The sequence below is a fragment of the Actinomadura sp. NPDC048394 genome, from assembly GCF_040651755.1.
GTDB lineage: Bacteria > Actinomycetota > Actinomycetes > Streptosporangiales > Streptosporangiaceae > Spirillospora > Spirillospora montaniterrae.
On record NZ_JBEZJL010000053.1, the window covers coordinates 51,101 to 74,877 of the forward strand.

Annotated in this window: 21 protein-coding genes and 1 pseudogene; 17 read left to right on the plus strand and 5 right to left on the minus strand. The window is 73.9% G+C overall.

The window, feature by feature from the left end:
* The first annotated feature begins 18 nt into the window (after nucleotides 1–18).
* The 6 genes from prcB (at nucleotide 19) to AB0C78_RS33070 (ending at nucleotide 5,651) form a co-directional block, all read left to right on the plus strand.
* Complete coding sequence (gene prcB / locus AB0C78_RS33045) at nucleotides 19–864, plus strand: proteasome subunit beta (RefSeq protein WP_360755597.1); 846 nt, start codon at nucleotides 19–21, stop codon at nucleotides 862–864.
* A gap of 20 nt (nucleotides 865–884) precedes the next feature.
* Nucleotides 885–1,667, plus strand: coding sequence for a proteasome subunit alpha (gene prcA, locus AB0C78_RS33050; protein WP_360755653.1), 783 nt, complete (start codon nucleotides 885–887; stop codon nucleotides 1,665–1,667).
* Between the two features lie 160 nt (nucleotides 1,668–1,827).
* Nucleotides 1,828–3,186 (plus strand): Pup--protein ligase, encoded by a 1,359-nt coding sequence (gene pafA, locus AB0C78_RS33055; protein ID WP_151592999.1) that lies wholly within the window; start codon nucleotides 1,828–1,830, stop codon nucleotides 3,184–3,186.
* 144 nt (nucleotides 3,187–3,330) lie between these two features.
* Nucleotides 3,331–4,272, plus strand: coding sequence for an FKBP-type peptidyl-prolyl cis-trans isomerase (locus tag AB0C78_RS33060; protein ID WP_360755601.1), 942 nt, complete (start codon nucleotides 3,331–3,333; stop codon nucleotides 4,270–4,272).
* Between the two features lie 87 nt (nucleotides 4,273–4,359).
* Nucleotides 4,360–5,073: a transcriptional regulator gene (locus AB0C78_RS33065; RefSeq protein WP_360755603.1), complete on the plus strand. Its 714-nt coding sequence runs from the start codon at nucleotides 4,360–4,362 to the stop codon at nucleotides 5,071–5,073.
* Between the two features lie 32 nt (nucleotides 5,074–5,105).
* Nucleotides 5,106–5,651, plus strand: a complete 546-nt coding sequence (locus AB0C78_RS33070) for a DUF3291 domain-containing protein (protein WP_360755605.1) — start codon at nucleotides 5,106–5,108, stop codon at nucleotides 5,649–5,651.
* Nucleotides 5,652–5,679: 28 nt separating this feature from the next.
* Here AB0C78_RS33070 and AB0C78_RS33075 read toward each other — a convergent pair whose 3' ends face one another.
* Nucleotides 5,680–6,762 carry a DUF3866 family protein gene (locus AB0C78_RS33075; RefSeq protein ID WP_360755607.1) on the minus strand — a complete coding sequence of 361 codons (1,083 nt, stop codon included), beginning with the start codon at nucleotides 6,760–6,762 and terminating at the stop codon, nucleotides 5,680–5,682.
* Between the two features lie 128 nt (nucleotides 6,763–6,890).
* Between AB0C78_RS33075 and AB0C78_RS33080 the strand changes: the two genes are divergently transcribed.
* The 5 genes from AB0C78_RS33080 to AB0C78_RS33100 all read left to right on the plus strand — a co-directional run bounded on the left by AB0C78_RS33080 (nucleotide 6,891) and on the right by AB0C78_RS33100 (nucleotide 13,405).
* Nucleotides 6,891–7,850 carry a WYL domain-containing protein gene (locus AB0C78_RS33080; RefSeq protein ID WP_151541573.1) on the plus strand — a complete coding sequence of 320 codons (960 nt, stop codon included), beginning with the start codon at nucleotides 6,891–6,893 and terminating at the stop codon, nucleotides 7,848–7,850.
* Between the two features lie 8 nt (nucleotides 7,851–7,858).
* On the plus strand, nucleotides 7,859–8,893 hold the full coding sequence (locus AB0C78_RS33085) for a WYL domain-containing protein (RefSeq protein ID WP_360755610.1): 1,035 nt from the start codon (nucleotides 7,859–7,861) through the stop codon (nucleotides 8,891–8,893).
* 371 nt (nucleotides 8,894–9,264) lie between these two features.
* Complete coding sequence (tatA, locus tag AB0C78_RS33090; RefSeq protein WP_151541576.1) at nucleotides 9,265–9,618, plus strand: Sec-independent protein translocase subunit TatA; 354 nt, start codon at nucleotides 9,265–9,267, stop codon at nucleotides 9,616–9,618.
* Between the two features lie 97 nt (nucleotides 9,619–9,715).
* Nucleotides 9,716–10,528 carry a twin-arginine translocase subunit TatC gene (gene tatC, locus AB0C78_RS33095; protein ID WP_360755613.1) on the plus strand — a complete coding sequence of 271 codons (813 nt, stop codon included), beginning with the start codon at nucleotides 9,716–9,718 and terminating at the stop codon, nucleotides 10,526–10,528.
* A gap of 108 nt (nucleotides 10,529–10,636) precedes the next feature.
* On the plus strand, nucleotides 10,637–13,405 hold the full coding sequence (locus AB0C78_RS33100; RefSeq protein ID WP_360755616.1) for a DEAD/DEAH box helicase: 2,769 nt from the start codon (nucleotides 10,637–10,639) through the stop codon (nucleotides 13,403–13,405).
* 26 nt (nucleotides 13,406–13,431) lie between these two features.
* On the opposite strand, the gene AB0C78_RS33105 is transcribed toward AB0C78_RS33100, so the two are convergent.
* A complete protein-coding gene (locus tag AB0C78_RS33105) occupies nucleotides 13,432–14,316 on the minus strand; it encodes a hypothetical protein (RefSeq protein ID WP_360755619.1) in 885 nt (294 codons plus the stop codon).
* Between the two features lie 18 nt (nucleotides 14,317–14,334).
* Nucleotides 14,335–15,219 (minus strand): oxygenase MpaB family protein, encoded by an 885-nt coding sequence (locus AB0C78_RS33110; protein WP_360755622.1) that lies wholly within the window; start codon nucleotides 15,217–15,219, stop codon nucleotides 14,335–14,337.
* A gap of 318 nt (nucleotides 15,220–15,537) precedes the next feature.
* Between AB0C78_RS33110 and AB0C78_RS33115 the strand changes: the two genes are divergently transcribed.
* Entirely contained in the window at nucleotides 15,538–15,897 is a 360-nt protein-coding gene (locus AB0C78_RS33115; RefSeq protein WP_151546724.1) for a hypothetical protein, read from the plus strand.
* A 103-nt stretch (nucleotides 15,898–16,000) separates the two neighbouring features.
* On the opposite strand, the gene AB0C78_RS33120 is transcribed toward AB0C78_RS33115, so the two are convergent.
* Complete coding sequence (locus AB0C78_RS33120) at nucleotides 16,001–17,020, minus strand: alpha/beta hydrolase (protein WP_360755626.1); 1,020 nt, start codon at nucleotides 17,018–17,020, stop codon at nucleotides 16,001–16,003.
* A 227-nt stretch (nucleotides 17,021–17,247) separates the two neighbouring features.
* On the opposite strand from AB0C78_RS33120, the gene AB0C78_RS33125 reads away from it, so the two are divergent.
* Both AB0C78_RS33125 and AB0C78_RS33130 read left to right on the plus strand, forming a co-directional pair.
* A complete protein-coding gene (locus AB0C78_RS33125) occupies nucleotides 17,248–18,243 on the plus strand; it encodes an ATP-binding cassette domain-containing protein (protein ID WP_360755629.1) in 996 nt (331 codons plus the stop codon).
* Nucleotides 18,240–19,082: an ABC transporter permease gene (locus tag AB0C78_RS33130; protein ID WP_360755632.1), complete on the plus strand. Its 843-nt coding sequence runs from the start codon at nucleotides 18,240–18,242 to the stop codon at nucleotides 19,080–19,082. Before AB0C78_RS33125 ends, AB0C78_RS33130 begins: the two co-directional genes overlap by 4 nt.
* 108 nt (nucleotides 19,083–19,190) lie before the next feature.
* Here the strand turns inward: AB0C78_RS33130 and AB0C78_RS33135 are convergent.
* Nucleotides 19,191–19,676: pseudogene (locus tag AB0C78_RS33135) on the minus strand (ATP-binding protein); the annotation flags it as partial.
* 149 nt (nucleotides 19,677–19,825) lie between these two features.
* Between AB0C78_RS33135 and AB0C78_RS33140 the strand changes: the two are divergent.
* Genes AB0C78_RS33140 through AB0C78_RS33150 form a run of 3 tightly spaced genes read left to right on the plus strand, consistent with a single transcriptional unit; the run spans nucleotide 19,826 to nucleotide 23,731 of the window.
* A complete protein-coding gene (locus AB0C78_RS33140) occupies nucleotides 19,826–20,521 on the plus strand; it encodes a TetR/AcrR family transcriptional regulator (protein ID WP_360755635.1) in 696 nt (231 codons plus the stop codon).
* Complete coding sequence (locus tag AB0C78_RS33145) at nucleotides 20,505–21,293, plus strand: ABC transporter ATP-binding protein (protein WP_360755638.1); 789 nt, start codon at nucleotides 20,505–20,507, stop codon at nucleotides 21,291–21,293. Before AB0C78_RS33140 ends, AB0C78_RS33145 begins: the two co-directional genes overlap by 17 nt.
* Nucleotides 21,290–23,731: an ABC transporter permease gene (locus AB0C78_RS33150; protein ID WP_360755641.1), complete on the plus strand. Its 2,442-nt coding sequence runs from the start codon at nucleotides 21,290–21,292 to the stop codon at nucleotides 23,729–23,731. Before AB0C78_RS33145 ends, AB0C78_RS33150 begins: the two co-directional genes overlap by 4 nt.
* Nucleotides 23,732–23,777: the final 46 nt, after the last annotated feature.

Below are 23,777 nucleotides of genomic sequence, written 5' to 3' on the forward strand. Positions count from 1 at the left end.
TGGAGGGAAGGGAGTCGCGTGGCGTCCCACGATTCGCACACCGGACGTCTGCCGGGGCTGTTCACGAGCCCGGATACGTCTTCGTTCACGGAGTTCCTGGGGGTGTACTCGCCGGAGTTGCTGCCGGGCCGGCGCGCGGTGCCGGTGTCGCCGGCGGGGGATGAGATCCCGCATGGGACGACGATCGTCGCGGTGAGCTTCCCCGGCGGGGTGGTGATGGCGGGGGACCGGCGGGCGACGGCGGGGAACGTGATCGCGCAGCGGGACATCGAGAAGGTGTTCCGGGCGGACGAGTTCTCGGCGATCGCGATCGCGGGGACGGCCGGGATCGGGATCGAGATGGTCCGGCTGTTCCAGGTGGAGCTGGAGCATTACGAGAAGCGCGAGGGCCGGACGCTGTCGGTGGAGGGCAAGGCGAACCGGCTGGCGACGATGGTGCGGCAGAACCTGGCGATGGCGATGCAGGGGCTGGCGGTGGTGCCGCTGTTCGCGGGCTATGACGAGGAGCGGGACGGGGGGCGGATCTTCTCCTACGATCCGGCGGGCGGCCGGTACGAGGAGCGGGACTTCCACTCGATCGGTTCGGGGTCGGTGTTCGCGCGGGGTTCGCTGAAGAAGCTGTACCGGGCGGACCTGTCGGCGGAGGACGCGGCGCTGGTGTGCGTGCAGGCGCTGTACGACGCGGCGGACGACGATTCGGCGACGGGCGGCCCCGATCTGACGCGGCGGATCTTCCCGGTGGTGGCGTCGGTGACGTCGGAGGGGTATCGCCGGCTGGGTGAGGACGAGGTGGGCACGTTGGCGCAGGCCGTCGTGGATGGACGTTACGACTCGCCGGGCGGTCCGACCGCCCCGCTGCGATAGAAGGGATCCGACCGGTGTCCATGCCGTTCTATGTGTCGCCCGAACAGCAGATGAAGGACAAGGCGGACTATGCGCGCAAGGGGATCGCGCGTGGCCGCAGTGTCGTGGTGCTGCAGTACGACGACGGCATCCTGTTCGTGGCGGACAATCCGTCGCGTGCGCTGCACAAGATCAGTGAGATCTATGACCGGATCGCGTTCGCGGCGGTGGGGAAGTACAACGAGTTCGAGAATCTGCGGCTGGGCGGGGTCCGGTACGCGGACATCAACGGGTATCAGTACGACCGTCGTGATGTGACGGCGCGGGGTCTGGCGAACGTGTACGCGCAGTCGCTGGGGACGATCTTCACGGAGACGAACAAGCCTTATGAGGTGGAGTTGGTCGTCGCGGAGGTGGGCGAGGACGCGGAGACGGACCAGATCTACCGGCTGACGTTCGACGGGTCGGTGGCGGATGAGCACGGTTACGTGGCGATGGGCGGTCAGACGGAGTCGGTCGCGCAGGCGCTGAAGGACGGGTACGAGGAGGGGGCGTCGCTGGAGGTGGCGCTGCGGACGGCGGTGCGGGCTCTGGAGGCGCAGGATTCGGATCGGCGGCTGGAGGCGAAGTCGCTGGAGGTGGCGGTGCTGGACCGGAATCGGGAGCACCGGTTGTTCCGGCGGTTGCCGGCGCGGCGGATCGAGGAGTTGCTGGCGGCGGGTGACGGCGGTTCGGCGGCGGGGTCGTCGGGGTCGTCCGGTGGGTCGTCGGCGGGTCCGTCGGTGGAGGATGTGGACGACGTGTTGGGCGACGGCGAGGGCTGATCGGCCGTCGGCGGCGCCGGGGGATTGTGGCGCCGGGGTGAGTTTGGCCCGTCGTGGCCGGGTGGTGTGGTGCCGTCCGGCCGCGGCGGGTTTGTTTCGTGGGGGAATCGGTGGGCTTTTGAGACTGCCAAGTCGGGGCCGGGCCGCATAGGGTCGGGGTGTGGACAGGCGCATCTTCGGGCTTGAGAACGAGTACGGCGTCACTTGCACCTTCCGCGGTCAGCGGCGGTTGTCACCGGACGAGGTGGCCCGCTACCTGTTCCGCAGGGTGGTGTCCTGGGGCCGGAGTAGCAACGTGTTCCTGCGCAATGGCGCGCGGCTCTACCTGGATGTGGGCAGCCATCCGGAGTATGCGACGCCGGAGTGCGACAGCGTCGTGGATCTGGTGACGCATGACAAGGCGGGGGAGCGGATCCTGGAGGGTCTGCTGGTGGATGCGGAGCGGCGGTTGCGTGAGGAGGGGATCGCCGGCGACATCTACCTGTTCAAGAACAACACGGATTCGGCGGGGAACTCGTACGGGTGCCATGAGAACTATCTCGTGGGGCGGCATGGGGAGTTCGGGCGGCTGGCGGACGTGCTGATCCCGTATCTGGTGACGCGGCAGATCATCTGTGGTGCGGGGAAGGTGCTGCAGACGCCGCGGGGTGCGGTGTACTGCGTGTCGCAGCGGGCGGAGCACATCTGGGAGGGCGTGTCGTCGGCGACGACGCGGTCGCGTCCGATCATCAACACGCGGGATGAGCCGCATGCGGACGCGGAGCGGTTCCGGCGGCTGCATGTGATCGTCGGTGACTCGAACATGAGCGAGGCGACGATGCTGCTGAAGGTCGGGGCGACCGACCTGGTGCTGCGGATGGTGGAGGCGGGGGTGGTGATGCGTGATCTGACGCTGGAGAACCCGATCCGGGCGATCCGGGAGGTCAGTCATGACATGACGGGGCGGCGGAAGGTGCGGTTGGCGAACGGGCGTGAGGCGAGTTCGCTGGAGATCCAGAAGGAGTACTTCGGGAAGGCGCGGGACTTCGTGGATTCGCGGGGCGGGGACGCGACGGCGAAGCGGGTGCTGGATCTGTGGGAGCGGACGCTGCGGGCGGTGGAGACGGGCGATCTGGATCTGGTGTCGCGGGAGATCGACTGGGTGATGAAGTACAAGCTGATCGAGCGGTACCGGCGGAAGTACGATCTGCCGTTGTCGTCGCCGCGGGTGGCTCAGCTGGATCTGACGTATCACGATGTGCATCGTGATCGGGGGTTGTACTACCTGCTGGAGAAGCGGGGGTCGGTGGAGCGGGTGTCGCGGGATCTGGACATCTTCGAGGCGAAGTCGGTGCCGCCGCAGACGACGCGGGCGCGGTTGCGGGGGGAGTTCATCCGGAAGGCGCAGGAGAAGCGGCGTGATTTCACGGTGGACTGGGTGCATCTGAAGTTGAACGATCAGGCGCAGCGGACGGTGCTGTGCAAGGATCCGTTCCGGTCGGTGGACGAGCGGGTGGACAAGCTGATCGCGGGGATGTGACGGCCGGTTCCGGGGGCCGTCGCGGGGGCGGCGGCGCTTGGGGCGGGTGTGGTCGGTGCGTCTCGCGTGGTGTGGGCTACCGGCTGGTCACTTGGGGGGTAGGGTGAGCGCGCAGCAGCGCTCATCACCCCCTGAAGGACCCGTATGCGCCGTCGTGTTCTCCGTCGTGTCGTCGCCCTGCCCGCCGTCGCCGTGTTGGCGGTGCCGCTGTTGGCGGGTTGTTCGGGCGGTTCGGATGTGAAGGTGTCGGTGAAGGGTGCGTTCGGGCGTCTGCCGGAGGTGTCGTTCCCGAAGGGCGGTCCTGAGGGGTCGCTGGCGGTGAAGACGCTGAAGGAGGGGAAGGGCGCGGCGGCCCGCAAGGGTGATCTGGTGATGGCGGACTATGTGGGGTATCGCTGGAACAAGTCGGGCAAGAAGCTGGTGGCGAGCAGTTACGCGGACGGGCGGCCGGGGTTCTTCTCGACGTGGCAGCTGGTGCCGGGTCTGGTGAAGGCGCTGGAGGGGGCGCGGCCGGGGTCGCGGGTGGTGGCGCGGATTCCGCCGGAGGACGGGTTCGGGGCGGCGGGTGACGCGGGGCATCAGGTGGGTCCGGGGGACACGCTGGTGTACGTGCTGGACGTGCTGGGGGTGTATTCGGGGAAGGCGGGGCCGCATGGGGTGAAGCAGGCGCCGTTGGACGATCCGTCGTTGCCGAGGGTGTCGGACGCGCCGGCGGGGCAGGCGCCGGTGGTGACGGTGCCGAAGGTGGCGGCGCCGAAGAGGTTGCAGGTGCGGACGCTGGTGCGGGGTGACGGGCCGGTGCTGCGGAAGGGGCAGCTGCTGGCGACGCAGTATGCGGGGTATTTCTGGCGTGATGGGCGGGTGTTCAACTCGTCGTGGTCGGCGGGGCATCCGTTCGGTGTGGTGGTGGGGACGGGTCAGGTGATGAAGGGCTGGGATCAGGCGTTGCTGGGGCAGCGGGTGGGGAGCCGGTTGCTGCTGGTGGTGCCGCCGGCGTTGGGGTACGGGTCGAAGGGGTTGGCGCAGTACGGGATCCGGGGGTCGGACACGCTGGTGTTCGTGGTGGATCTGCTGGGCGCGCACTGATCGTTCAGGGGGCCGCCGGGGGGTGTTGAGCCCGCCGGCGGCCTTCGCGTTTCTATGGTCTATCCGCGCTGTTCTTAGAATGGCGGGGTGGAGGACATCGAGGCGGTGGCGCTGCTGCAGGATCCGGTGCGGCGGCGGTTGTACGAGTTCGTGGTGGGCCGGGGCCGCGAGGTGGGGCGGAACGAGGCGGCGGAGGCCGCGGGGGTGGGGCGGACGCTGGCGGCGTTCCATCTGGACAAGCTGGTGGACGGGGGTCTGCTGGAGGCGGGGAGCCGGCGGTTGTCGGGGCGTTCGGGGCCGGGGGCGGGGCGTCCGGCGAAGGTGTACCGGCGGTCGGCGGGGGAGCGTGCGGTGTCGTTGCCTGCGCGGGATTACCGGACGGTGGCGGGTGTGCTGGCGGAGGCGGCGGAGCGGGCGGGGCTGGACGAGGAGGTGCGGGAGGCGGCGCGTCGTGAGGGTGTGGCGTTGGCGGCCGGGGCGCCGTGCGGTGATCTGGACGGGTTGGCGGCGGTGCTGGAGGAGCGCGGTTACGAGCCGGTCCGCGAGGACACCGAGCACGCCGACGACGCTGAGCACGCCCAGGACGCCGAGCGCGTCGGGGGTGGTGGCGGGGCGGTGCTGCGGATGCGCAATTGCCCGTTCCACGCGGTGGCGGAGCGGTTCCCGCCGCTGGTGTGCGGGATGAACCTGGCATTGCTGGAGGGCCTGGTGGAGGGGGCGGACGGGGTGCGGGTGCGGATGGATCCGCGGCCTGGGTGGTGCTGCGTGGTGGCCGAACCTTCTAAAAACAATGAGGATTGACATAGAAGCGGCGGCCGTGGTGGAGTGGCGCCATGAGCGATCATGAGGATCTTCGCGCCGGCTTCCATCTCGCCCAGTTCAACGTGGGCACGCTCCGGTTCCCCCTCGAGGACCCGCGCACCGCGGACTTCGTGGCGGCGCTGGACCCGGTGAACGCGCTCGCCGACGGCGCGCCCGGGTTCGTGTGGCGGCTCGTGGAGGAGGGGCAGGCGGACGCGACGGGTCTGCGGCCCGCCGGCGACGACGTGATCATCAACTACTCGGTGTGGGAGTCGCAGGAGGCGCTGTGGGACTTCGTCTACCGCACCGCGCACCTGGAGACGATGCGGCGGCGCCGCGAGTGGTTCCAGCGGCACGTCGAGGCGCACCTGGTGCTGTGGTGGATCCCGGCGGGGTACGTCCCGACGGTGGACGAGGCGCTGGAGCGCCTGGCGCTGCTGCGCGCGCAGGGGCCGTCGCCGCGCGCGTTCACGTTCTCGTCGTCGTACACGGCCGCGGAGGCCGCGGAGGCGGAACGGGCCGAGGCGGAACGGAGCCAGGCGGAGGCGGAACGGGCCGAGGCGGAGCCGGCGGCCTAAGGCGCGGGCGCCCGCCGGCCCCGCGGCGTCAGCCGAGGAGGGCGGCGGTGTGGCGGCCCGCGGCGGCGGCCGTGAGGAAGTAGGGGAGGTCCTCGTCGAGGCGGCGGCCCATGGTGGACAGCCGGACGCCCCAGTCCTTCTCGGCGGCCCTGAGCGTGTCGTGGAGGCCGTCGACGGGGACGGGGACGAGGGTGTGGCGGTCGCCGAGCGGGGCGGCCGCGGCGGCGACGCGGGCGCCGAACGCGCCGCCGAGCTCGGGGACGGGGACGTCGGCGCGGGCGAGGGCGACGCGGCCGTAGGCGGTGAGGGAGTGGTGGGAGACGCCGATGTGGCGTTCCCGCTTGTCGCCCTCGCTGACGCGCAGGGACGCGACGGGGCGGCCGTCCAGCACGGACGCGGCGTTGACGGCCTCGCCCGCCGAGACGCCGGAGAAGCCCCATTTCGTGCCGGTGCCGAGGTTGCCGGGGCCCTGGGCGAGGACGACGGCGTCGGCGCCGAGCACCAGCCGGGCCGCGAGGAGGCCGGTGTGGACGGTGACGGCCTCCAGGTCGCCGCCGAACGCCTGCCCGGCGGTGACGGTGGCGGCGAGTGCGCCGGCGTCCTTGAGGCGGGCGATGGACATGGAGAACCAGGACGGCAGCGCGCCGCCGTCCGGCATGAGGTAGACGATCCGGGCGGCGGGGCGGGCGGCGAGCAGTCCGGCGAGGATCGGCGCGAGCGCGGAGTGCAGGTCGGCGATGACGACGGGCATGCCGCCGAGGGAGTCGGCGTCGCGGAGCGTCTCGTGGTGGGGGGAGTCCTGCTCGTCGGCGCCGAGGACGGTGGCCTGCAGCGGGGTGTAGCGGGCCTTGACGAGGTGGCCGGGGCCGGCCGGGTCGGGTGGGAGCCGGTCGGGGACGGCGACGACCATGGCGTAGCCGCCGGTGCCGAGGCCCAGCGCCAAGGCCGTAGTGTTGAGCAGGACGGTGTCGCCGGGTTCGGGGCGTCCGACCAGGTCGGGGTAGGCCAGTGCGCGGTGCGCGCCGTCGCCCCCGATCACGACGTCGAGTTCGACCGCCCCCGGCCATTCGCGGCGGATGCCCTCTACTGTGCCTTTGCGCCATCGGATCACACCGGGAAACGGTAGCGTCCTGGGCGACGGGCGGGGGCGCGATCGGGCCGCCGGCCCGGCCGGGGCCGCCGGAGGCCGCGGAGCGGAGGGGCGGAGCGCGAGGCTCCGCGGAAGGGGTTGGTGGCGAAGTGTCGCGGCGCAAGACCGAGCGCCTGCTGAATCTGGTGGTCTGTCTGCTCGCCACCCGGCGCTATCTGACCGCCGAGCAGATCCGGCGGGCGGTGCCGGGCTACCCGGACTCCGACGAGGCGTTCAAGCGGATGTTCGAGCGCGACAAGGAGGAGCTGCGCGAGCTCGGCGTCCCGCTGGAGGTCGGCAGCGACCAGCAGGGCGGCGGCGGTGAGGAGATCGGGTACCGGATCCCTCCGCAGGCCTACGAGCTGCCCGACATCCATCTGACGCCGGACGAGGCGGCGGTGCTGGGGCTGGCGGCGCGGGTGTGGCAGCGCGCGAGCATGGCGGAGGCCGCCTCCGGTGCCCTGCTGAAGCTGCGGGCGGCCGGGGTGGAGACGGACGTGACCACGGCGGTGGGGGTGGAGCCGCGGGTGAACACCGGCGATCCGGCGTTCCCGGCGCTGTGGGAGGCGGTCCGCGACGGCCGTCCGGTGGCGTTCGACTACCAGGGGATCGGGCGGACGTCGGTGGCGCGGCGGCATCTTGAGCCGTGGGGCGTGGTGTCGCGGCGGGGCCGCTGGTACGTGGTGGGGTTCGACCGGGACCGCGAGGAGGAGCGGGTGTTCCGGTTGAGCCGCATCGTGGGCGAGGTGGCGGCGGACGGCCCGGACGGGTCGGTGACGGTCCCGGACGGGGTGGACGTGCGGAAGATCGCGTTCGACTGGGGCGACCCGGTGACCGAGCCGCGGCCGGCGACGGTGCGGCTGCGCGCCGGTGCGGCGCAGGGGCCGCGGCGGTGGGCGCGGGACGTGCGCCCGGCCGGGGACGGGGAGTGGGACGAGGCGGTCCTGACGTTCCGTGACGTGGAGCGGTTCGCGCCGTATCTGGCGCGGTTCGCCGATGACGTGGTGGTGCTGGATCCGCCGGACCTTCGGGAGGCGGTCATCCAGCAGCTGAAGTCGGTGCTGGGGTGAGCGGGGCGATGGGCGAGACGAGGACCGCGAGGACGGGGAAGGCGCCGGCGAAGGCGGGCAAGGCGCCGGCGACGACGTCGACGGACCGGCTGGCGCGGCTGCTGGCGCTGGTGCCGTACGTGGTGAACCGCGACTCGGTGCTGCTGGGCGAGGCGGCGGCGGCGTTCGGGGTGACCGAGAAGCAGCTGATCGACGACCTGAACCTGCTGTGGTGCGTGGAGCTGCGCGCGCCGGACCCGTACTGCCCGATCGACCTGTCCTACGAGGGCGGGGAGATCACGGTGGCGGAGGCGGAGTCGATCGCGCGGCCGCTGCGGCTGAAGGTGGACGAGGCGAGCGCGCTGCTGGTGGCGCTGCGGATGCTGGCGGGCATCCCGGACCTGCACGACCGGGACGCGCTGTCGCGGGTGATCGCGAAGCTGGAGTCGGCGGCGGGCGCGGCGGCGGCGGTGTCGAGCAAGGTGGCCGTGGAGGTCGACGCGCGGGGCGGGTCGGCGGACTCGGCGCGCACGGGCCTCGGGACGCTGCGGGACGCGATCGCGCAGGGCCGCCGCGTCCACCTGCGGTACTACGTGCCGGCGCGGGACGAGAACACCGAGCGGGACGTGGACCCGATGCGGCTGCTGGTCGTGGAGGGCAACACCTACCTGGAGGGGTGGTGCCGGCGGGCGGAGGCGGTGCGGCTGTTCAAGCTGGACCGGATCTTCGACCTGACGGTGCTGGACGTGCCGGCGGAGGTGCCCGAGGAGGCGGAGCCGATCGACGTGGACGCCGGGCTGTTCCGGCCGTCGCCGCAGGACGTGGCGGTGACGCTGGAGCTGACGGCGCGCGGCCGGTGGGTGGCCGACTACTACCCGTGCGAGAGCGTGGAGGAGCTCGGGGAGGGGCGGCTGCGGGTGGTGCTGCGCACGCCCGACACGCGGTGGGTGCGGGGCCTGGCGCTGCGGCTCGGCGACCAGGGCCGGGTGGTGTCGCCGGAGGAGCTGGCCGACGGCGTCCGCGACGACGCGTCCCGCGCGCTCGCGCTCTACGGGATGGCCTGACCTTCTGCGCTGGCGCTCTACCGGATGGCGTGATCGCCCCATAGGGGCCGGGGCCGGGTGGCCGGAGCGGCGCTCCGGCCGTGCCGGTGGGGCGCCGGGCCGGGGGATCGGCTACCGTGGCGGGCGTGTCGTGGGTTGGGGTGTCGGTGTCGCTGGGCTTCGTCGGCCTGGCCGTCCTCGCCTGGTGCGCGTTCCGCGTGTACAGGGGCGTACGGCGGTTCGGGCGTGAACTGGAGCGCACCAGGCGGCGGCTGGCGCCCAAACAGTCGGCGTTGCGCGATGAACTGTCCGAACTCCAGGACGCTCGAGTGCCACAAGCGCCCGGGGACGGCGTACGATCGTCCTGAGGACCCCTGCTGAAGAGGATTGTCATGGCTGGACTGGGTACGCCCGAGATTCTGATCATTCTTGTGGTCGTTCTTCTGCTGTTCGGATCGGCGAAGCTGCCCCAGCTCGCCCGGTCCCTGGGCAAGTCGGCGCGGATCCTGAAGGCCGAGACCAAGGGCCTGCACGACGACGGAGCCGAGGACGCCAAGACCGCCCCGGCCGCCGCGGAGGCGTCGTCGGACGCGCGGGACAAGGCGGCGCGGCTGCGCGAGGAGGCGGCGCGGCTGGAGCGCGAGGCGGCCGCCGCCGACGGGCAGCGCAGCCGTGGCGCGCTGGCGTCCGGCGAGCCGATCGAGGGCGTGCCGGTGTCGGACCCGGGCCGGATGCGCCAGGGCTGACCGCCCGACCAGGCCGCACACCCCCAGCCGAACCGAGCCCGGAAAGCCCGTCATGAAGCCCAGGCAGAACAGCGCGCCCGATGGCCGCATGCCGCTCATGGACCACCTGCGTGAGCTGCGCAACCGGTTGATCAAGGCGATCCTCGGGCTCGTCGCCGGCGGCGTCGTCGCGTGGCTGCTGTTCGACCCGATCTGGAAGTTCCTGCAGAAGCCGTACACGCGGATCCCGCAGGAGCACTGCCTGGGCGGCGAGTGCGACCTGGTGGTGCACGGGATCTTCGACGGGTTCTTCGTGCACCTGAAGGTCGCGCTGATCGTCGGGGCGGTGCTGTCGTCGCCGATCTGGCTGTACCAGATCTGGGCGTTCGTGGCGCCGGGGCTGTACAAGCGGGAGCGCCGCTGGACGTACACGTTCATGGGCGCGGCGGTCCCGCTGTTCCTCGCGGGCGCCGCGCTGGCGTACCTGACGATGGACAAGGGCCTGAAGATCTTCATCGGGCTCGCGCCGGGCGACACCAAGGTGCTGGTCGGCATCCAGGACTACCTCGGGTACGCCCAGGCGATGCTGCTGATCTTCGGGCTGACGTTCGAGCTGCCGCTGTTCGTGGTGATGCTGAACCTCGCCGGGGTCCTCACGCACGAGCGGATCCGCAAGTCGCGGCGGCTGCTGGTGTTCGGGGTGTTCGTGTTCGCGGCGGTCGCCACGCCCAGCCAGGACCCGTTCACGATGCTGGCGCTGGCGCTGCCGACGGTGGTGCTGTTCGAGATCGCCGAGGTGCTGGCGTACTTCCACGACCGCCGCAAGGGCCGCAGGCCCGATCCCGACGCGGAGCTGTCCGACGACGAGGCGTCGCCCCTGGACCTGGAGGCGATCGACGCCGAGCTGGAGGGCGGCGGCCGCACCCGCTGACCGTCTCCCGGCCCTCCGCGGCCCGTTGCGCGTGCGTCTTCGAGGGACGCGTGGGAAAAGGCGTCCCGAATTGGGAATCGGGCCGGTCGAAACCGTAGGCTCGATGTCATGACCTCCCCCGACACCGCGCAGGCCGCGGACAGCCCGGCCGGGCGGTACGCGGCCTACCGGGCGCGCACCGCAGGGAACGGCCCGGCCCTGCTGGACTTCCGCACCCTGTACGACTTCGAGCTGGACGCCTTCCAGATCGAGGCGTGCCGGGCGCTGGAGGGCGGCAGCGGCGTGCTGGTCGCGGCGCCCACCGGATCCGGCAAGACCGTCGTCGGGGAGTTCGCGGTCCACCTGGCGCTCACCGGCGGCACCAAGTGCTTCTACACCACGCCGATCAAGGCGCTGTCGAACCAGAAGTACGCCGACCTCGTCCGCCGCTACGGCCCCGAGAAGGTCGGGCTGCTCACCGGCGACAACAGCGTCAACGGCGAGGCGCCGATCGTGGTGATGACCACCGAGGTGCTGCGCAACATGCTGTACGCGCAGTCGCCGACCCTCGCCGGGCTGGCGTTCGTGGTGATGGACGAGGTGCACTACCTCGCCGACCGGTTCCGCGGCGCGGTCTGGGAAGAGGTGATCATCCACGTCCCGGACTCGGTGCGGATCGTGGCGCTGTCGGCGACGGTGTCCAACGCCGAGGAGTTCGGCGAGTGGCTGCACGAGGTCCGCGGCGACACCGCCGTGATCGTCGACGAGCACCGGCCCGTCCCGTTGTTCCAGCACATGCTGGTCGGGACGCGGCTGTACGACCTGTTCGTCGACACCGGCAAGGGCAAGGACCGGCAGGCCCGGCTGAACCCGCAGCTGACGCGGATGGCGGTGGAGGAGGTCCGCCGCGCCAAGGTCAACCAGGGGCGCCGCACCGGCCGCCGCCGGGCGCCGCGCCCGCAGCGGTTCCGGCCGCCGGCCCGCCCCGACGTGATCGAGCGGCTGGAGCGGGCGGGGCTGCTGCCGGCGATCACGTTCATCTTCAGCCGCGCCGGCTGCGACGCGGCCGTACTGCAGTGCCTGCACGCGGGGATCCGGCTGACCTCCAAGGAGGAGGCGGAGGAGATCCGCGCGCACGTGGAGCTGCGCACGTCCGACATCTCGCCGGAGGACCTGCGGATCCTCGGCTACACCGACTTCCTGGAGGCGCTGGAGCGGGGCGTCGCCGCGCACCACGCGGGGATGCTGCCGACGTTCAAGGAGATCGTCGAGGAGCTGTTCACCCGCGGGCTGATCAAGGCGGTGTTCGCCACCGAGACGCTCGCGCTCGGCATCAACATGCCGGCCCGCACCGTGGTGATCGAGAAGCTCGACAAGTGGAACGGCGAGGCCCACGTCGACCTGACGCCGGGGGAGTACACGCAGCTGACGGGCCGCGCCGGGCGCCGCGGCATCGACGTGGAGGGCCACGCCGTCGTGGTATGGGGCCCGAGCGTGGAGCCCGCGTCGGTCGCGGGCCTCGCCGGCACCCGCACCTACCCGCTGAACTCCAGCTTCCGGCCGTCGTACAACATGGCGGTGAACCTCGTCGGCGCGGTCGGGATCGAGCGGGCGCGGACGCTGCTGGAGGAGTCGTTCGCGCAGTTCCAGGCCGACCGGGCCGTGGTGGGGCTGGCGCGGCAGGTCCGCAAGAACGAGGAGGCCCTGGAGGGGTACGCCAAGGCCGCCGAGTGCCACCTCGGCGACTTCATGGAGTACGCGGCGATGCGGCGGCGGCTGTCGGACCGGGAGGCGGAGCTGTCCCGGGAGCGGTCGTCGGCGCGCCGCGCGGAGGCCGCGAGGTCGCTGGAGCACCTGCGGCCCGGCGACGTGATCCTGGTGCCGTCGGGGCGGCGGTCCGGGCTCGCCGTCGTCCTCGACCCGGGGGTGGGGCGCCGCTCGGACGGGCCCGCGCCGCTGGTGCTGACGGTGAACCGGTCGGTGCAGCGGCTGTCGATCCAGGACTTCCCGCGCGCCGTGGAGCCCGTCGACCGGATCCGGATCCCGAAGTCGTTCAGCCCCCGCAACCCGCAGGACCGCCGCGACCTGGCGTCCACGCTGCGCAACAAGGTGCCCGACGACGTCCGGGAGCGGCGCCGCACCCGCGGCGACGCCGCCGCCTCCGACGACACCGAGATCGCCCGGCTGCGCGCCGACCTGCGCGCCCACCCCGTGCACGGCTGCGACAAGCGCGAGGACCACGCCCGCTGGGCCGAGCGGTACCACCGCCTGGACCGCGAGACCGAGCAGCTGCGGCGCCGCGTCGAGGGCCGCTCCCAGGTGATCGCCCGGACCTTCGACCGGGTCTGCGCCGTCCTGCAGCAGCTCGGCTACCTCGACGGCGACGACGTCACCGCCGAGGGCCGCCGCCTCGGCCGGATCTACAACGAGCTGGACCTGCTGACCGCCGAGAGCCTGCGCGCCGGGCTGTGGGACAAGCTCGACCACGCCGAGCTGGCCGCGTGCGTGTCGGCGCTGGTGTACGAGTCGCGGCAGCCCGACGACGCGGCGCCGCCGCGGACGCCGACCGGCCCGTCGCAGGACGCGCTGGCGGCGATGGTGCGGCTGTGGGGCGAGCTGGAGGCCGTCGAGCGCGACAACCGGGTGTCGTTCCTGCGCGAACCCGACCTCGGGTTCGCGTGGACGGCGTACCGGTGGGCGAAGGGCGACGACCTCGACGAGGTGCTGCTGGAGAGCGACCTGACCGCCGGCGACTTCGTCCGCGCCGTCAAGCAGCTGCTGGACCTGCTCGGCCAGGTCGTCGACGCCGCGCCGGAGAACTCCCACCTGCGCAAGACGGCCCGCCGCGCGATGGACGCGATGCGCCGCGGCGTCGTCGCGTACACCTCCGTCGGCTGATCGCGGCCCGGTCAGGAGGCGGCCGGTCAGGCGTCCTGCTCGGCGGGCAGCGCGAGGTCGGCGGCGACGACGGCGGCGAACGCGCCGCGGGCGACCACCGCGACCCACAGCACGGGGACGACCGCGGCGAGCGCGACCCAGCCGAGCCCGTCGACCAGCGCCGACGTCAACACCGCGACGACCGCCGCGCCGCCGCCGGTGAACCCGGCGACGAGCGCGGCGCGCAGCGGACCGGGGCCGTCGGCGCCCGCGTCGGTCAGCCCGAACTGGTGCAGCACGCACATGATCAGCCCGAGCGAGCCGAGCGCGAGCGCCCCGGTGACGTACAGGGCGGCGGCGAGGCCGGAGGTGAGGAAGTCCGCGACGTGCCCGGCGATGGCGCCGAGGTCGCCGACGTTCAGGAACGGCGGGAACGCCCGGTAGCCGGCGCGGTCGGTGGACAGGAACCGCTTCCAGCCGTCGCCGTCCGGGCCGTGCACCACGGCCAGGCACATCAGCAGGTTCGCCAGGATCACCTGGCAGGCCGCCCAGCGGATCCGTCCCGCGACGAGGAGCCCCCGGGTGATCAGGAAGCCGGCGGCGGTGAGCGCGACCTCTCCGGCGGCCAGGGCCGTCAGCGCGCCGTGTGAGAGGTGCGCGGTCTGCTGCAGCGTCGCCCACTGCGGATGCGCCGCCGCGACGAACAGGCTCGTCGGAACGAAGATCAGGACGCTGTAGGCCATCGCGAGAGCGAAGTGCCGGCCCCCGGTGGCGCCCGCGACGCGGGGCGCGCGGCCCGGAACCGGCTCGGCGGCCGACGCCTCAGTGGCGGCGGCTCCGCGGCGCGCGCCGCGGAGCTGGTGCGCGGCGGCCAGCGCGATGCCCGCGCCCGCCGCGTACGACCAGGGCAGATCGGCGTAGATGCCCAGCATCGGCGCTCTCCGGGAGGGTCAGGGGCGGCGGCCGCGCCGGCGGCGGTCGCGGCGGCTGGCGAGGGTGCGGTCGACGCGGTGCCGGGCCAGCCGGACCAGCAGCGGCCGGGGCGGGCGCCGCAGGAACGCCGGGGTGAGATGGTGCAGGTCGGTGGCGGTGCGCAGCACCAGGTCAGCGGCGCGGCGCCGGTTGTGGGTCCACGGCAGCCCGTACTGCTCGCGCAGCGGCTCCGGCAGCAGCGCCGTCGTGACGAGCCGGAACACCGCGAGCGCGGGCGCGAGCGCGCGCAGCTTGCGCGGGTACAGCACGGCGGCGGCGACCTCGCGGGCGGTGTCGGTGACCTCCAGCGACGCCACCGTCTCGGCCATGTAGGCGCGGAACGACGCCAGGTCGGGCGGCTGGGCGTCCAGGGGGCAGCCGAGGACCTCCGCGACGATCCGCGCCTGCCGGTAGTACTCCCCGGCGAGGTCGGGCTCGCCGTCGCCGGGCCGCATCACGTTCTCGTAGATGTACAGGGCCGAGTCGATGAGGGTGGCGTTCACCCACAGCTGCAGGTCCGGGTCGTTGCCGGAGTAGCCCTCGCCGCGGACGGTGCCGTGGACGCCGCGGACCTTCGCGGCGATCCGCGCGACCTCGTCCGGCGTCCCGAACGTGGTGACGAGCAGGAAGTCCAGGGTGCCGAACAGCCGGGCGAGGGGCCGCTCGGCGAAGTCGCTGTGCTCGGCGACGCCCCGGGCGACCGCCGGGTGCGCCAGCTGCATCAGCAGGGCGCGGCCGGCGCCGAGGCCGACCAGCGGCTCGGCGGCGAGGGTCCGCAGCACGTCCCGGTCGGCGAGCCGCTCGGCGAGCAGGTCGCCCGAGGGCACGGGCGCCGGGGCGGACGAGGCGCGGGGGGTGGTCACGGGGCCTCCCGGGGGTCGGCGGCCTGTTCCTCCCGCCATCCTCCCGCAATTATTGGCAGTGCGTCAATAAAACCGGTCGCGGCGAGGGCGACGGCCGCGCCCACCCGCGCCGCCGCCGGTCCGCCACGTCCCCGCCGCCCGGCCTGCACGGAATCGTCACCACATATGGCCGCAACACACGAAAAGACGCACCACGACGGACCGGTGATGGCACAATCGAGGCTTCTGACAACCCCCGAGGGCAGTGGGACCGCCGGTGCGGCGCCGTGTCGGCGGCCACCGGGCCGCCCACGCGCTCCCCGAGAAAGGTCCCAGCCCGTGGCCATCCGCGACAAGATGCGCGCCAACGCGGCCCCCGTCCTGCAGCCCGGCGAGAACGTCCAGGCCGTCTTCGGAGCCCAGACGACCAGCCAGTACTTCGCGCTGCTGTCGTACTGGATCATCCTGTTCACCAACGCCTACCGGGTCGTGGTGGTCACCGACCGCCGCATCCTGGTGTGCCGGTCCGGGCGGCTGCGCATGACGCCGGTCAACGAGGTGCTGCGCGAGCTTCCCCGGCACACCCGGATCGGCCCGCCGTCCGGCCTGTGGTGGCGCTGCGACTCGCTCGGCGAGCGCCTCTACGTGCACAAGCGCTTCCACAAGGACATCAACGCCGCCGACGGTGTCGCCGCCTGACGCTGCCCCGCAACGGCCACGGCGCCCTCCTCGCACTCTCGCGGGGAGGGCGCCGCCGTTTCCGGTCCGTCGTCTCCGGGCTCGTTCGGCGCCGCCGCCGGGCTCAGGGCGCCGTCGCCAGCACCGAGTCCGCCACCTGCCGGGGATGCGACACCAGCGACAGATGGTGCGCCCCCGGAATGATCACGGGGGAGGGCGCGCCGATCCGCCGCGCCGTCTCGTAGGGCGACCCGCGCGAGAACACGTCGTCGTCCGCGCCGAACACCACCGCCTTGGGCACTCGCAGCCGCGCCAGCTCCGCCACCCGGCCCGCCGGCAGCCCCACCACCGCCTGCATGTCCCACAGCGCGTCCTCCGCGCCCGGCATCTGGAACGGGCGCCGCCACTGCTCCACGCCCGCCTCGTCCAGGCGCGGGCACGACGGCCCGCACTGCGCCCGGTAGAGCGTCCGGATCGCCCAGTCCGACCGGACGACCAGCCGCGTCACCGTCGTCCGGTACGGGTCGCGCAGCACGAACCGCAGCTTGTCGGCGCCCTCGCCGGCGCCGGTGTCGAGGGCGTCGCCGTCCAGGAACACCAGCCCGGCCGCGCGCCCCGGCGCCTTCAGCGCCGCCGCCGCGATCACCCCGGCGCCGCTGGAGTGCCCGACCAGCGTCGCCCGGTCCAGGCGCTTCGCGTCCAGGAACCCGAGCAGCTGCGCGGCCTGGTGCGCGGCGTCGAACGGGCCGCGCCGCTCGCTGTACCCCCATCCGGTCAGGTCCAGCGCGTACACGCGGTGCCGGGCGGCCAGCAGCGGCGCGACCCGGGACCAGGTGTCGGCGGACTCGAACGCGCCGTGCACCAGTACCACCGGCGTCCCCCGCGTCCCCCACTCCCGGTACCTGGTCCGGACGCCGTCCGCCTCGGTGAACAGCGCACCGGCCGGGGGCTTCGCCCGGCCGGCCGTCGCCGCGTTGTAGGCGAACGAGAACACCGTGACCGCCGTGAGCAGCACCACCACGGCGATCAGCAGGCGCCGCCCCCACCTGCGCAGCCGCGGGCGGCGGCGCCGCCCGGCGGGCTCGGGCGCCGGTGCGGCGGTCGCGCCGGACGGCGACGCGGACGGATCGGACACGGCGGTCATCACACTCCTCCAGGGGGATCCCGCTCATCCTCCCCGGAACGCGCCCGCTCAGGCGTCCGGCGCCGGGAGTGATCACGGCTGCGCCCCGCGCGGTACGCGCGGCCCCCTCTGGGGCCCCGATGCCCTACCGGAGGTGGAGGCGCATCGGCTCACGGGAGGATCCGCGCCGGCCGTCCACCGCGCTAGTGTGATCCTGATCACTGGAACCGACCCCCGGGGACGCGCGCATGATCGAGGCGGAACACCTCACCAAGCGGTACGGCGACAAGACCGCCGTGGACGACCTGTCCTTCACCGTCGTCCCCGGGCGGGTGACGGGCTTCCTCGGCCCGAACGGCGCCGGGAAGTCGACGACCATGCGGCTGCTGCTCGGCCTGGACCGGCCCACCCGCGGCGACGCCCGCATCGCCGGCCGGCACTACCGCGACCTGCCCGCCCCGATGCGGGTGGTCGGCGCGCTGCTGGAGGCCCGCGCCGTGCACACCGGCCGCAGCGCCTACAACCACCTGCTGTGCCTCGCCCAGACGCAGGGCATCGGACGCCGCCGCGTCGACGAGGTCGCCGACCTCGTCGGCCTCACCGACGTCGCCCGCAAGCGCGCCGGCGGGTTCTCCCTCGGCATGGGGCAGCGGCTCGGCATCGCCGCGGCGCTGCTCGGCGACCCGTCCGTGCTGATCCTGGACGAGCCCGTCAACGGCCTGGACCCCGAGGGCATCGTCTGGATCCGCACCCTCATGCAGCGGCTCGCCGCGCAGGGCCGCACCGTGTTCGTCTCCAGCCACCTGATGAACGAGATGGCCGTCACCGCCGACCACCTCATCGTCATCGGCCGCGGCCGGCTCATCGCCGACTGCTCCACCGAGGAGTTCATCGAGCGCAGCACCGAGAAGATGGTGATCGTCCGCAGCCCCGACGCCGCGCGGCTCGCCGACGTGCTCGCCGCCGAGGGCGCCAAGATCACCCCCGACGGCGGCACCGCCCTCACCGTCACCCACATGGAGGCGCCCCGCGTCGGGGAGCTCGCCGCCGCCGAGCGGATCGTCCTGCACGAGCTGACGCCGCGCCGCGGCTCCCTCGAGGCCGCGTTCATGGAACTGACCCGCGACAGCGTCGAGTACGGCGCCGGGACCGGCCCGGACGGGACGGCCGTCCCGCCGCCCGCCCCCGCCGTGGACGGCGCTTCCGGCGGTGCCGCGCCCGCAGAACAGGGGGAGAACCGATGACCGCCGCCGACGCGCCCGCCCGCACGCCCGCGAGCGACCCCGGCGCGTTCGCCCGCCCCGGCTTCGGCCGGCTGCTGGTCGCCGAATGGACCAAGATCCGCTCGGTCCGCTCCACGCTGTGGTCGCTGATCCTGCTGATCGTGCTCGACCTCGGCTTCACCGCGCTGTTCATGGGCCTCACCGTCGGCCAGTGGGACAAGACCGACGCCGGCGACCGCGCGCAGATCGCCGCCGACCCCGTCTCCACCATCCTCGGCAGCGGCTTCTTCCTCAGCCAGCTGACCATCTGCGTCCTCGGCGTGCTGGTCATCGCCTCCGAGTACTCCACCGGCATGATCCGCGCCAGCCTGCTCGCCGTGCCGCGCCGGCTGCCGATGCTGTGGGCCAAGGCCGTGGTCTTCGGGCTGATCGTCCTCGTCCTCGGCGTCGTGGTGTCGTTCGTGTCGTTCTTCATCGGCGCGGCGATCCTGTCCAGCAAGGTGGACGCCTCGCTCGGCGACCCGGGCGCGCTGCGCGCCGTCGTCGGCGGCGGCCTCTACCTGGCCATGCTCGGGCTGTTCGCGCTCGCGATCGGCGCGATCGTCCGGCACCCCGCCGGCGGCATCACCGGCGTCATCGGGTTCGTGCTGGTGCTCGCGCCGCTCACCGCGCTGCTGCCCGGCAGCATCGGCGACCACGTGCACGCCTACCTGCCCTCCGAGGCCGGCCAGCTGATCGCCAAGGCGCACCAGGGCAAGGACGACCTGCTCACCCCCTGGCAGGGGTACGCGGTGTTCGCCGCCTGGACGGCAGCGCTCATGGCCCTCGCCGCGTTCCTGCTCAAGCGCCGCGACGCCTGACACCGCCCGCGGCGCCTGACGCCGCGAGCGGCCCCGGACCCGGGCGGTCAGCCGCCCGGGTCCAGGGCCGTGCGGAACCACACCACCTTCCCGCCGGCGGTCGCGCGCCACCGACAGCGCCTGCACCAGCAGCAGCCCGTAGCCGTGCTCGTCGCAGTCGCCGGGGGAGCGGCGGCGCGGCGGCCGCGGGTCGGCGTCCGACACCTCGCAGCGCAGCGTCCCGGCCGCCGTGTCGGCCTCCAGCCGCAGGTGCACGGGCGGGCGGCCGTGCGTGAGCGCGTTCGCGAGCAGCTCGTCGGCCAGCAGCAGCACCACGTCCGCGCCCGCCGCGTGGCCCCACTCGCGCAGGACGTCGCGGATCCGGACGCGGACCGCGGCGATCTGCGCGGGATCGTCCGGGACCGGCCACCCCGTGGTGGTGCGCACGGTCTCACCTCTGGACGGCGGCGGGACGAGGGGGAGCGGGCGCCGCCGCGGGCGGGGCGGCCCTGCGGGCCCGGCGCCGCCGCGCGGGGAGAGACGGATGCCGTGATCCCGTATCGCCACGGTAACGCCGCCGCGCCCGGCACGGCCAGAAAGTTCCGGAACCCGCACCGCCGGGTCAGGTGTTCACCGCCGCCATCCCTGCCGTCTGCTCTGCCCGCCTCCGCCTCCGCTGGCCCCGGACCGTTGCATCGTGCAATGGTCCGGGGCTACTCTGTTGGTCAAATGCTTTAAGCAAACGACCAAAAGGGGGAGGCGGGATGGCGTCCGGCGAGGTGCCGACGCGGGTGCGGCTGCTGGAGGCGGCCGTCGCGGTGATGGCCGAGGGCGGCTGGGCGGCGGTGACGTCGCGCGCCGTCGCAGAGCGCGCGCAGGCCAACAACGCGCTCGTGCACTACTACTTCGGCTCGGTGGACGCGCTGCGCCGCGCGGCGGTGATGCACGGGATCGAGGCGGAGCTGGAGGGCCCGGTGACCGCGATCCTGCAGGCCCCCGACACGCTGGACGGCGTCGTCGAGGCCGTCGCCGGGCTCGCCGCGCGCGGCGCCGCGAGCCCCGGGCAGCGGGTCATGGCCGAGGCGCTGGTGGCGGGGCTGCGCGACGAGGAGCTGCGCGAGCAGAGCGCCGTGCAGGTGCGGATGTTCCGCGACCTGCTGGCGTCCCGGCTCGCCGCAGACCGCGACGCGGGGCGGCTGCGCGCCGACGCCGACCCCGCGGCGCTGGCGGTCGTCATCACCGCGCTGCTGGACGGGCTGCTGCTGCACGCCGTGATGGACCCGGAGACCGACGCCGCCGGATCGGCGGCGTCCCTCACCGCCCTGCTGCGCGCCGCCGCCCCCTCCCCGGGCCCCACCCCGGACCAAGCCCCGGACTCCGCCGCGGGCGGCGCGCCCGGCGAACCGACCGGCCGTCCCCCGGCCGACCAAGGAGACGATGGAGATGCGGCACGGCAGTGAACAGGCCCCGGCCTCCGAGCGGAAGGACACGCCGGGGCGCACGCCCGGACCGGACGGCGCCAGGGAACGCTCGGCGGTCCTGCTGCGCGGGGCGTCCAAGACCTATGGCAAGGGCCACGCCGAGGTGCACGCGCTGCGCGAGGCGGACCTGGAGGTGCCCGAGGGCGAGCTGGTCGTGCTGCTCGGCCCGTCCGGATCCGGCAAGACGACCCTGCTGAACCTCATCGGCGGCATCGAGCCGCCCACCGCCGGCGAGGTCGTCGCGGGCGGACGGGACCTCTCCCGGCTCGACGAGGACGGCCGCACCGCCTACCGGCGCGACACCGTCGGGTTCGTGTTCCAGTTCTTCAACCTCGTGCCGTCGCTGACCGCGCTGGAGAACGTCCGGCTCGTCGCCGAGCTCACCGGCCGCGGCGACCGCGAGCGGTCCGCCGCCGCGCTCGCCGCCGTCGGCCTCGCCGAGCGCGGCGGGCACTTCCCCGCGCAGCTGTCGGGCGGCGAGCAGCAGCGCGTCGCGATCGCCCGCGCCATCGCCAAGGACCCGGCGCTGCTGCTGTGCGACGAGCCGACCGGCGCCCTCGACCTCGACACCGGACGCGGCGTCCTGCGCGTCCTGCAGGACCTCAACGGCGAGGGGCGCACCGTCCTGATCGTCACCCACAACGCCGCGATCGCGTCGATGGCGCACCGCGTCGTGCGGATGCGGTCCGGGCGCGTCGTCGAGGTCACGGCGAACGCCGCGCCCGCGCCCGCCGAGGAGGTGACCTGGTGAGCGTGCTGGCCGTCAAGCTCCGCCGGGACCTGCGGCGCCGCCCCGCTCAGCTGGTGTCGGTGGTGGTGCTGGTGATGCTCGGCGTCGCGCTGTTCGGCGCGTCCTACGACGCCTACAAGAACCTCGACTCCGGCTACCAGCGGCTGTTCGAGCGGTACCGGTTCGCCGACCTGACGGTGTCGGGCGGCGACACCGCCGCGATCGCCCGCGCCGCCGCCGCCGAACCCGGCGTCGCCGCGACCGCCGTCCGCACCGTCGCCGACGTGCCGCTGCGCATGCCCGACGGCAGCACCCTCGTCGGCCGCGTCGTCGGCATGCCCGCCGGGGCGCAGCCCGCCGTCGACAAGGTCAAGGTGCTCAAGGGCCGGTACCTGCACGCGTCCGCGCCCACCGGCGTCCTCGCCGAGAAGCACATCGCCGGCCACGCCCACCTCCGCCCCGGCGCGAAGGTCGCGGTGTGGCACGGCGGTGCCTGGCAGCAGGTCGACGTGCGCGGCACCGCGTCGTCCACCGAGTACCTGTGGCCCGCCGCCAGCCGCCAGGACGCGCTGCCCGCGCCCGGCTCGTTCGGCGTGCTGTTCGTCCCCGAGCCGCTCGCCGAGAAGATCGCCGGGACGTCCGCGCCGAACCAGGTCGCCGTCTACTACACCGGCGCCGGACGCGGCCACGCGGGCCGGCTCGACGCCGCGCTCACCGCCGCCGCCCGCGGCCACGGCGCCGGCGCCGCCGTCACCCGCGCCGACCAGCCCAGCAACGCCGCCCTCGCCGAGGACATCAAGGGCTTCGCCGAACTCGCCGTGCTGTTCCCGCTGCTGTTCCTCGCCGCCGCCGGCGTCGCGGTGTACGTGGTGCTGACCCGCCGGGTCGCGCGCGACCGCGTCGTCATCGGCACGCTGCGGGCCAGCGGGTTCCGCCGCCGCACCCTCGTCGCGCACTACCTGGCGACCGGCCTGGCCGCCGGGCTCGCCGGGGCCGTCCCGGGCGTCGTCGCCGGAGTGCTGCTCGCCGGCACCGTCACCCGCCTGTACGGCGACGCGATCGGCCTGCCCGAGACGTTCGTGTCCGTGCGGGCCGCGACCGTCGCGGCCGGGCTGGGGTACGGGCTGGCGGCGGGCGCGCTCGCCGCGCTCGCGCCGGCGCTGTCGGCCGCGCGGGTCCCGCCCGCCGAGGCGATGCGCGGGATCGTCCCGTCCGCCGGAGGTCGCGGCGTCCTCGCCCGCCTGGGACGGCTCGGGCGGCTCGGCCGCGTCGGGCGCCTCGCCCGGCTCGGGCGGGCCGTCCCCGCCGGCGCGTGGCTGGTGCTGCGCGGGCCGTCCCGCCAGTTCCGCCGCACCCTCTACACCATGACCGGCGTGATCCTCGCGCTCGTGCTCATCCTGGTCTCGTGGGGGATGCTCGACTCCTCCAAGGCGACGGTGTCGCGGCAGTTCGACCAGGTGCAGCGGCAGGACGCCGAACTCACGCTCGCCGGCCCCGCCGGTCCCGGCGCGCTCGCGGCGCTGGCCGCCACCCCCGGCGTCCGCGTGGCCGAGCCGTCCGCGCAAGTCCAGGCCACCGTCACCGCCGGAGGGAAGGCGTACTCCACCGCGCTGGTCGGGTACCGTCCCGGCACCGCGATGCACCGGTTCCTCACGCCCGGCGGCGGCGCGCGCCCCCTCCCGGCGAGCGGCGTGCTGCTCGGCGACGCGATGCGCGGACGCCTCGGCGTCGGCGCCGGCGACCGCGTGACCCTCCGGCTGCCCGGCGGGCGCACCGCCGCCACGACCGTCGCCGGGTTCGTCGACGAACCGCTCGGCACCTACGCCTACGCCTCGCTCGCCCAGGTCGACGCCTGGGCGCCCGGCACCGCCGCCGGGCAGGGGAGCGGCGCCGCCGGGCAGGGGAGCGGGGGGCGCCGCGACACCGCGCTCGTCCGGTTCGCGCCCGGCGCGGACCGCGCCGCCGTCGAGCACGCCCTGTCGGCCCGTCCCGGCGTCGTCGCCTACACCGACGCGCACGCGCTCAAGCACACCATGGACGGCTACATGAAGCTGTTCTACGTGTTCGTCGCCGTCATGCTGGCGTTCGGCGGGCTGCTGGCCTTCACCGTGCTGTTCGCGACCCTGTCGGTGAACCTCGCCGAACGCGGCACCGAACTGGCCACCCTGCGCGCCTCCGGCGTCGGCCGCCGCCGCCTCGCCCGGCTCGTCACCACCGAGAACCTCCTGGTCGTCGCGGTGGGCGCCGTCCCCGGGCTGATCATCGGGCGGCTCGCCACCGGCGCGTTCCTCGGCGCGTTCGACAGCGACCTGCTGGCCTTCCACGCCGACGTCCGGCCCGCCACGTTCGCCTGGTCGGCGCTGGCCGTCCTCGCGGTCGCATTCCTCGCGCAGCGCCCCGGCCTGCGCGGCCTCGCCCGCCAGAACCTCGCCGCTCTCGTCCGGGAACGCTCCGGCTGACCCCGGCTCCCGGCACGGCGGCGGCGCGCGCGGGAATCGTCCCCGC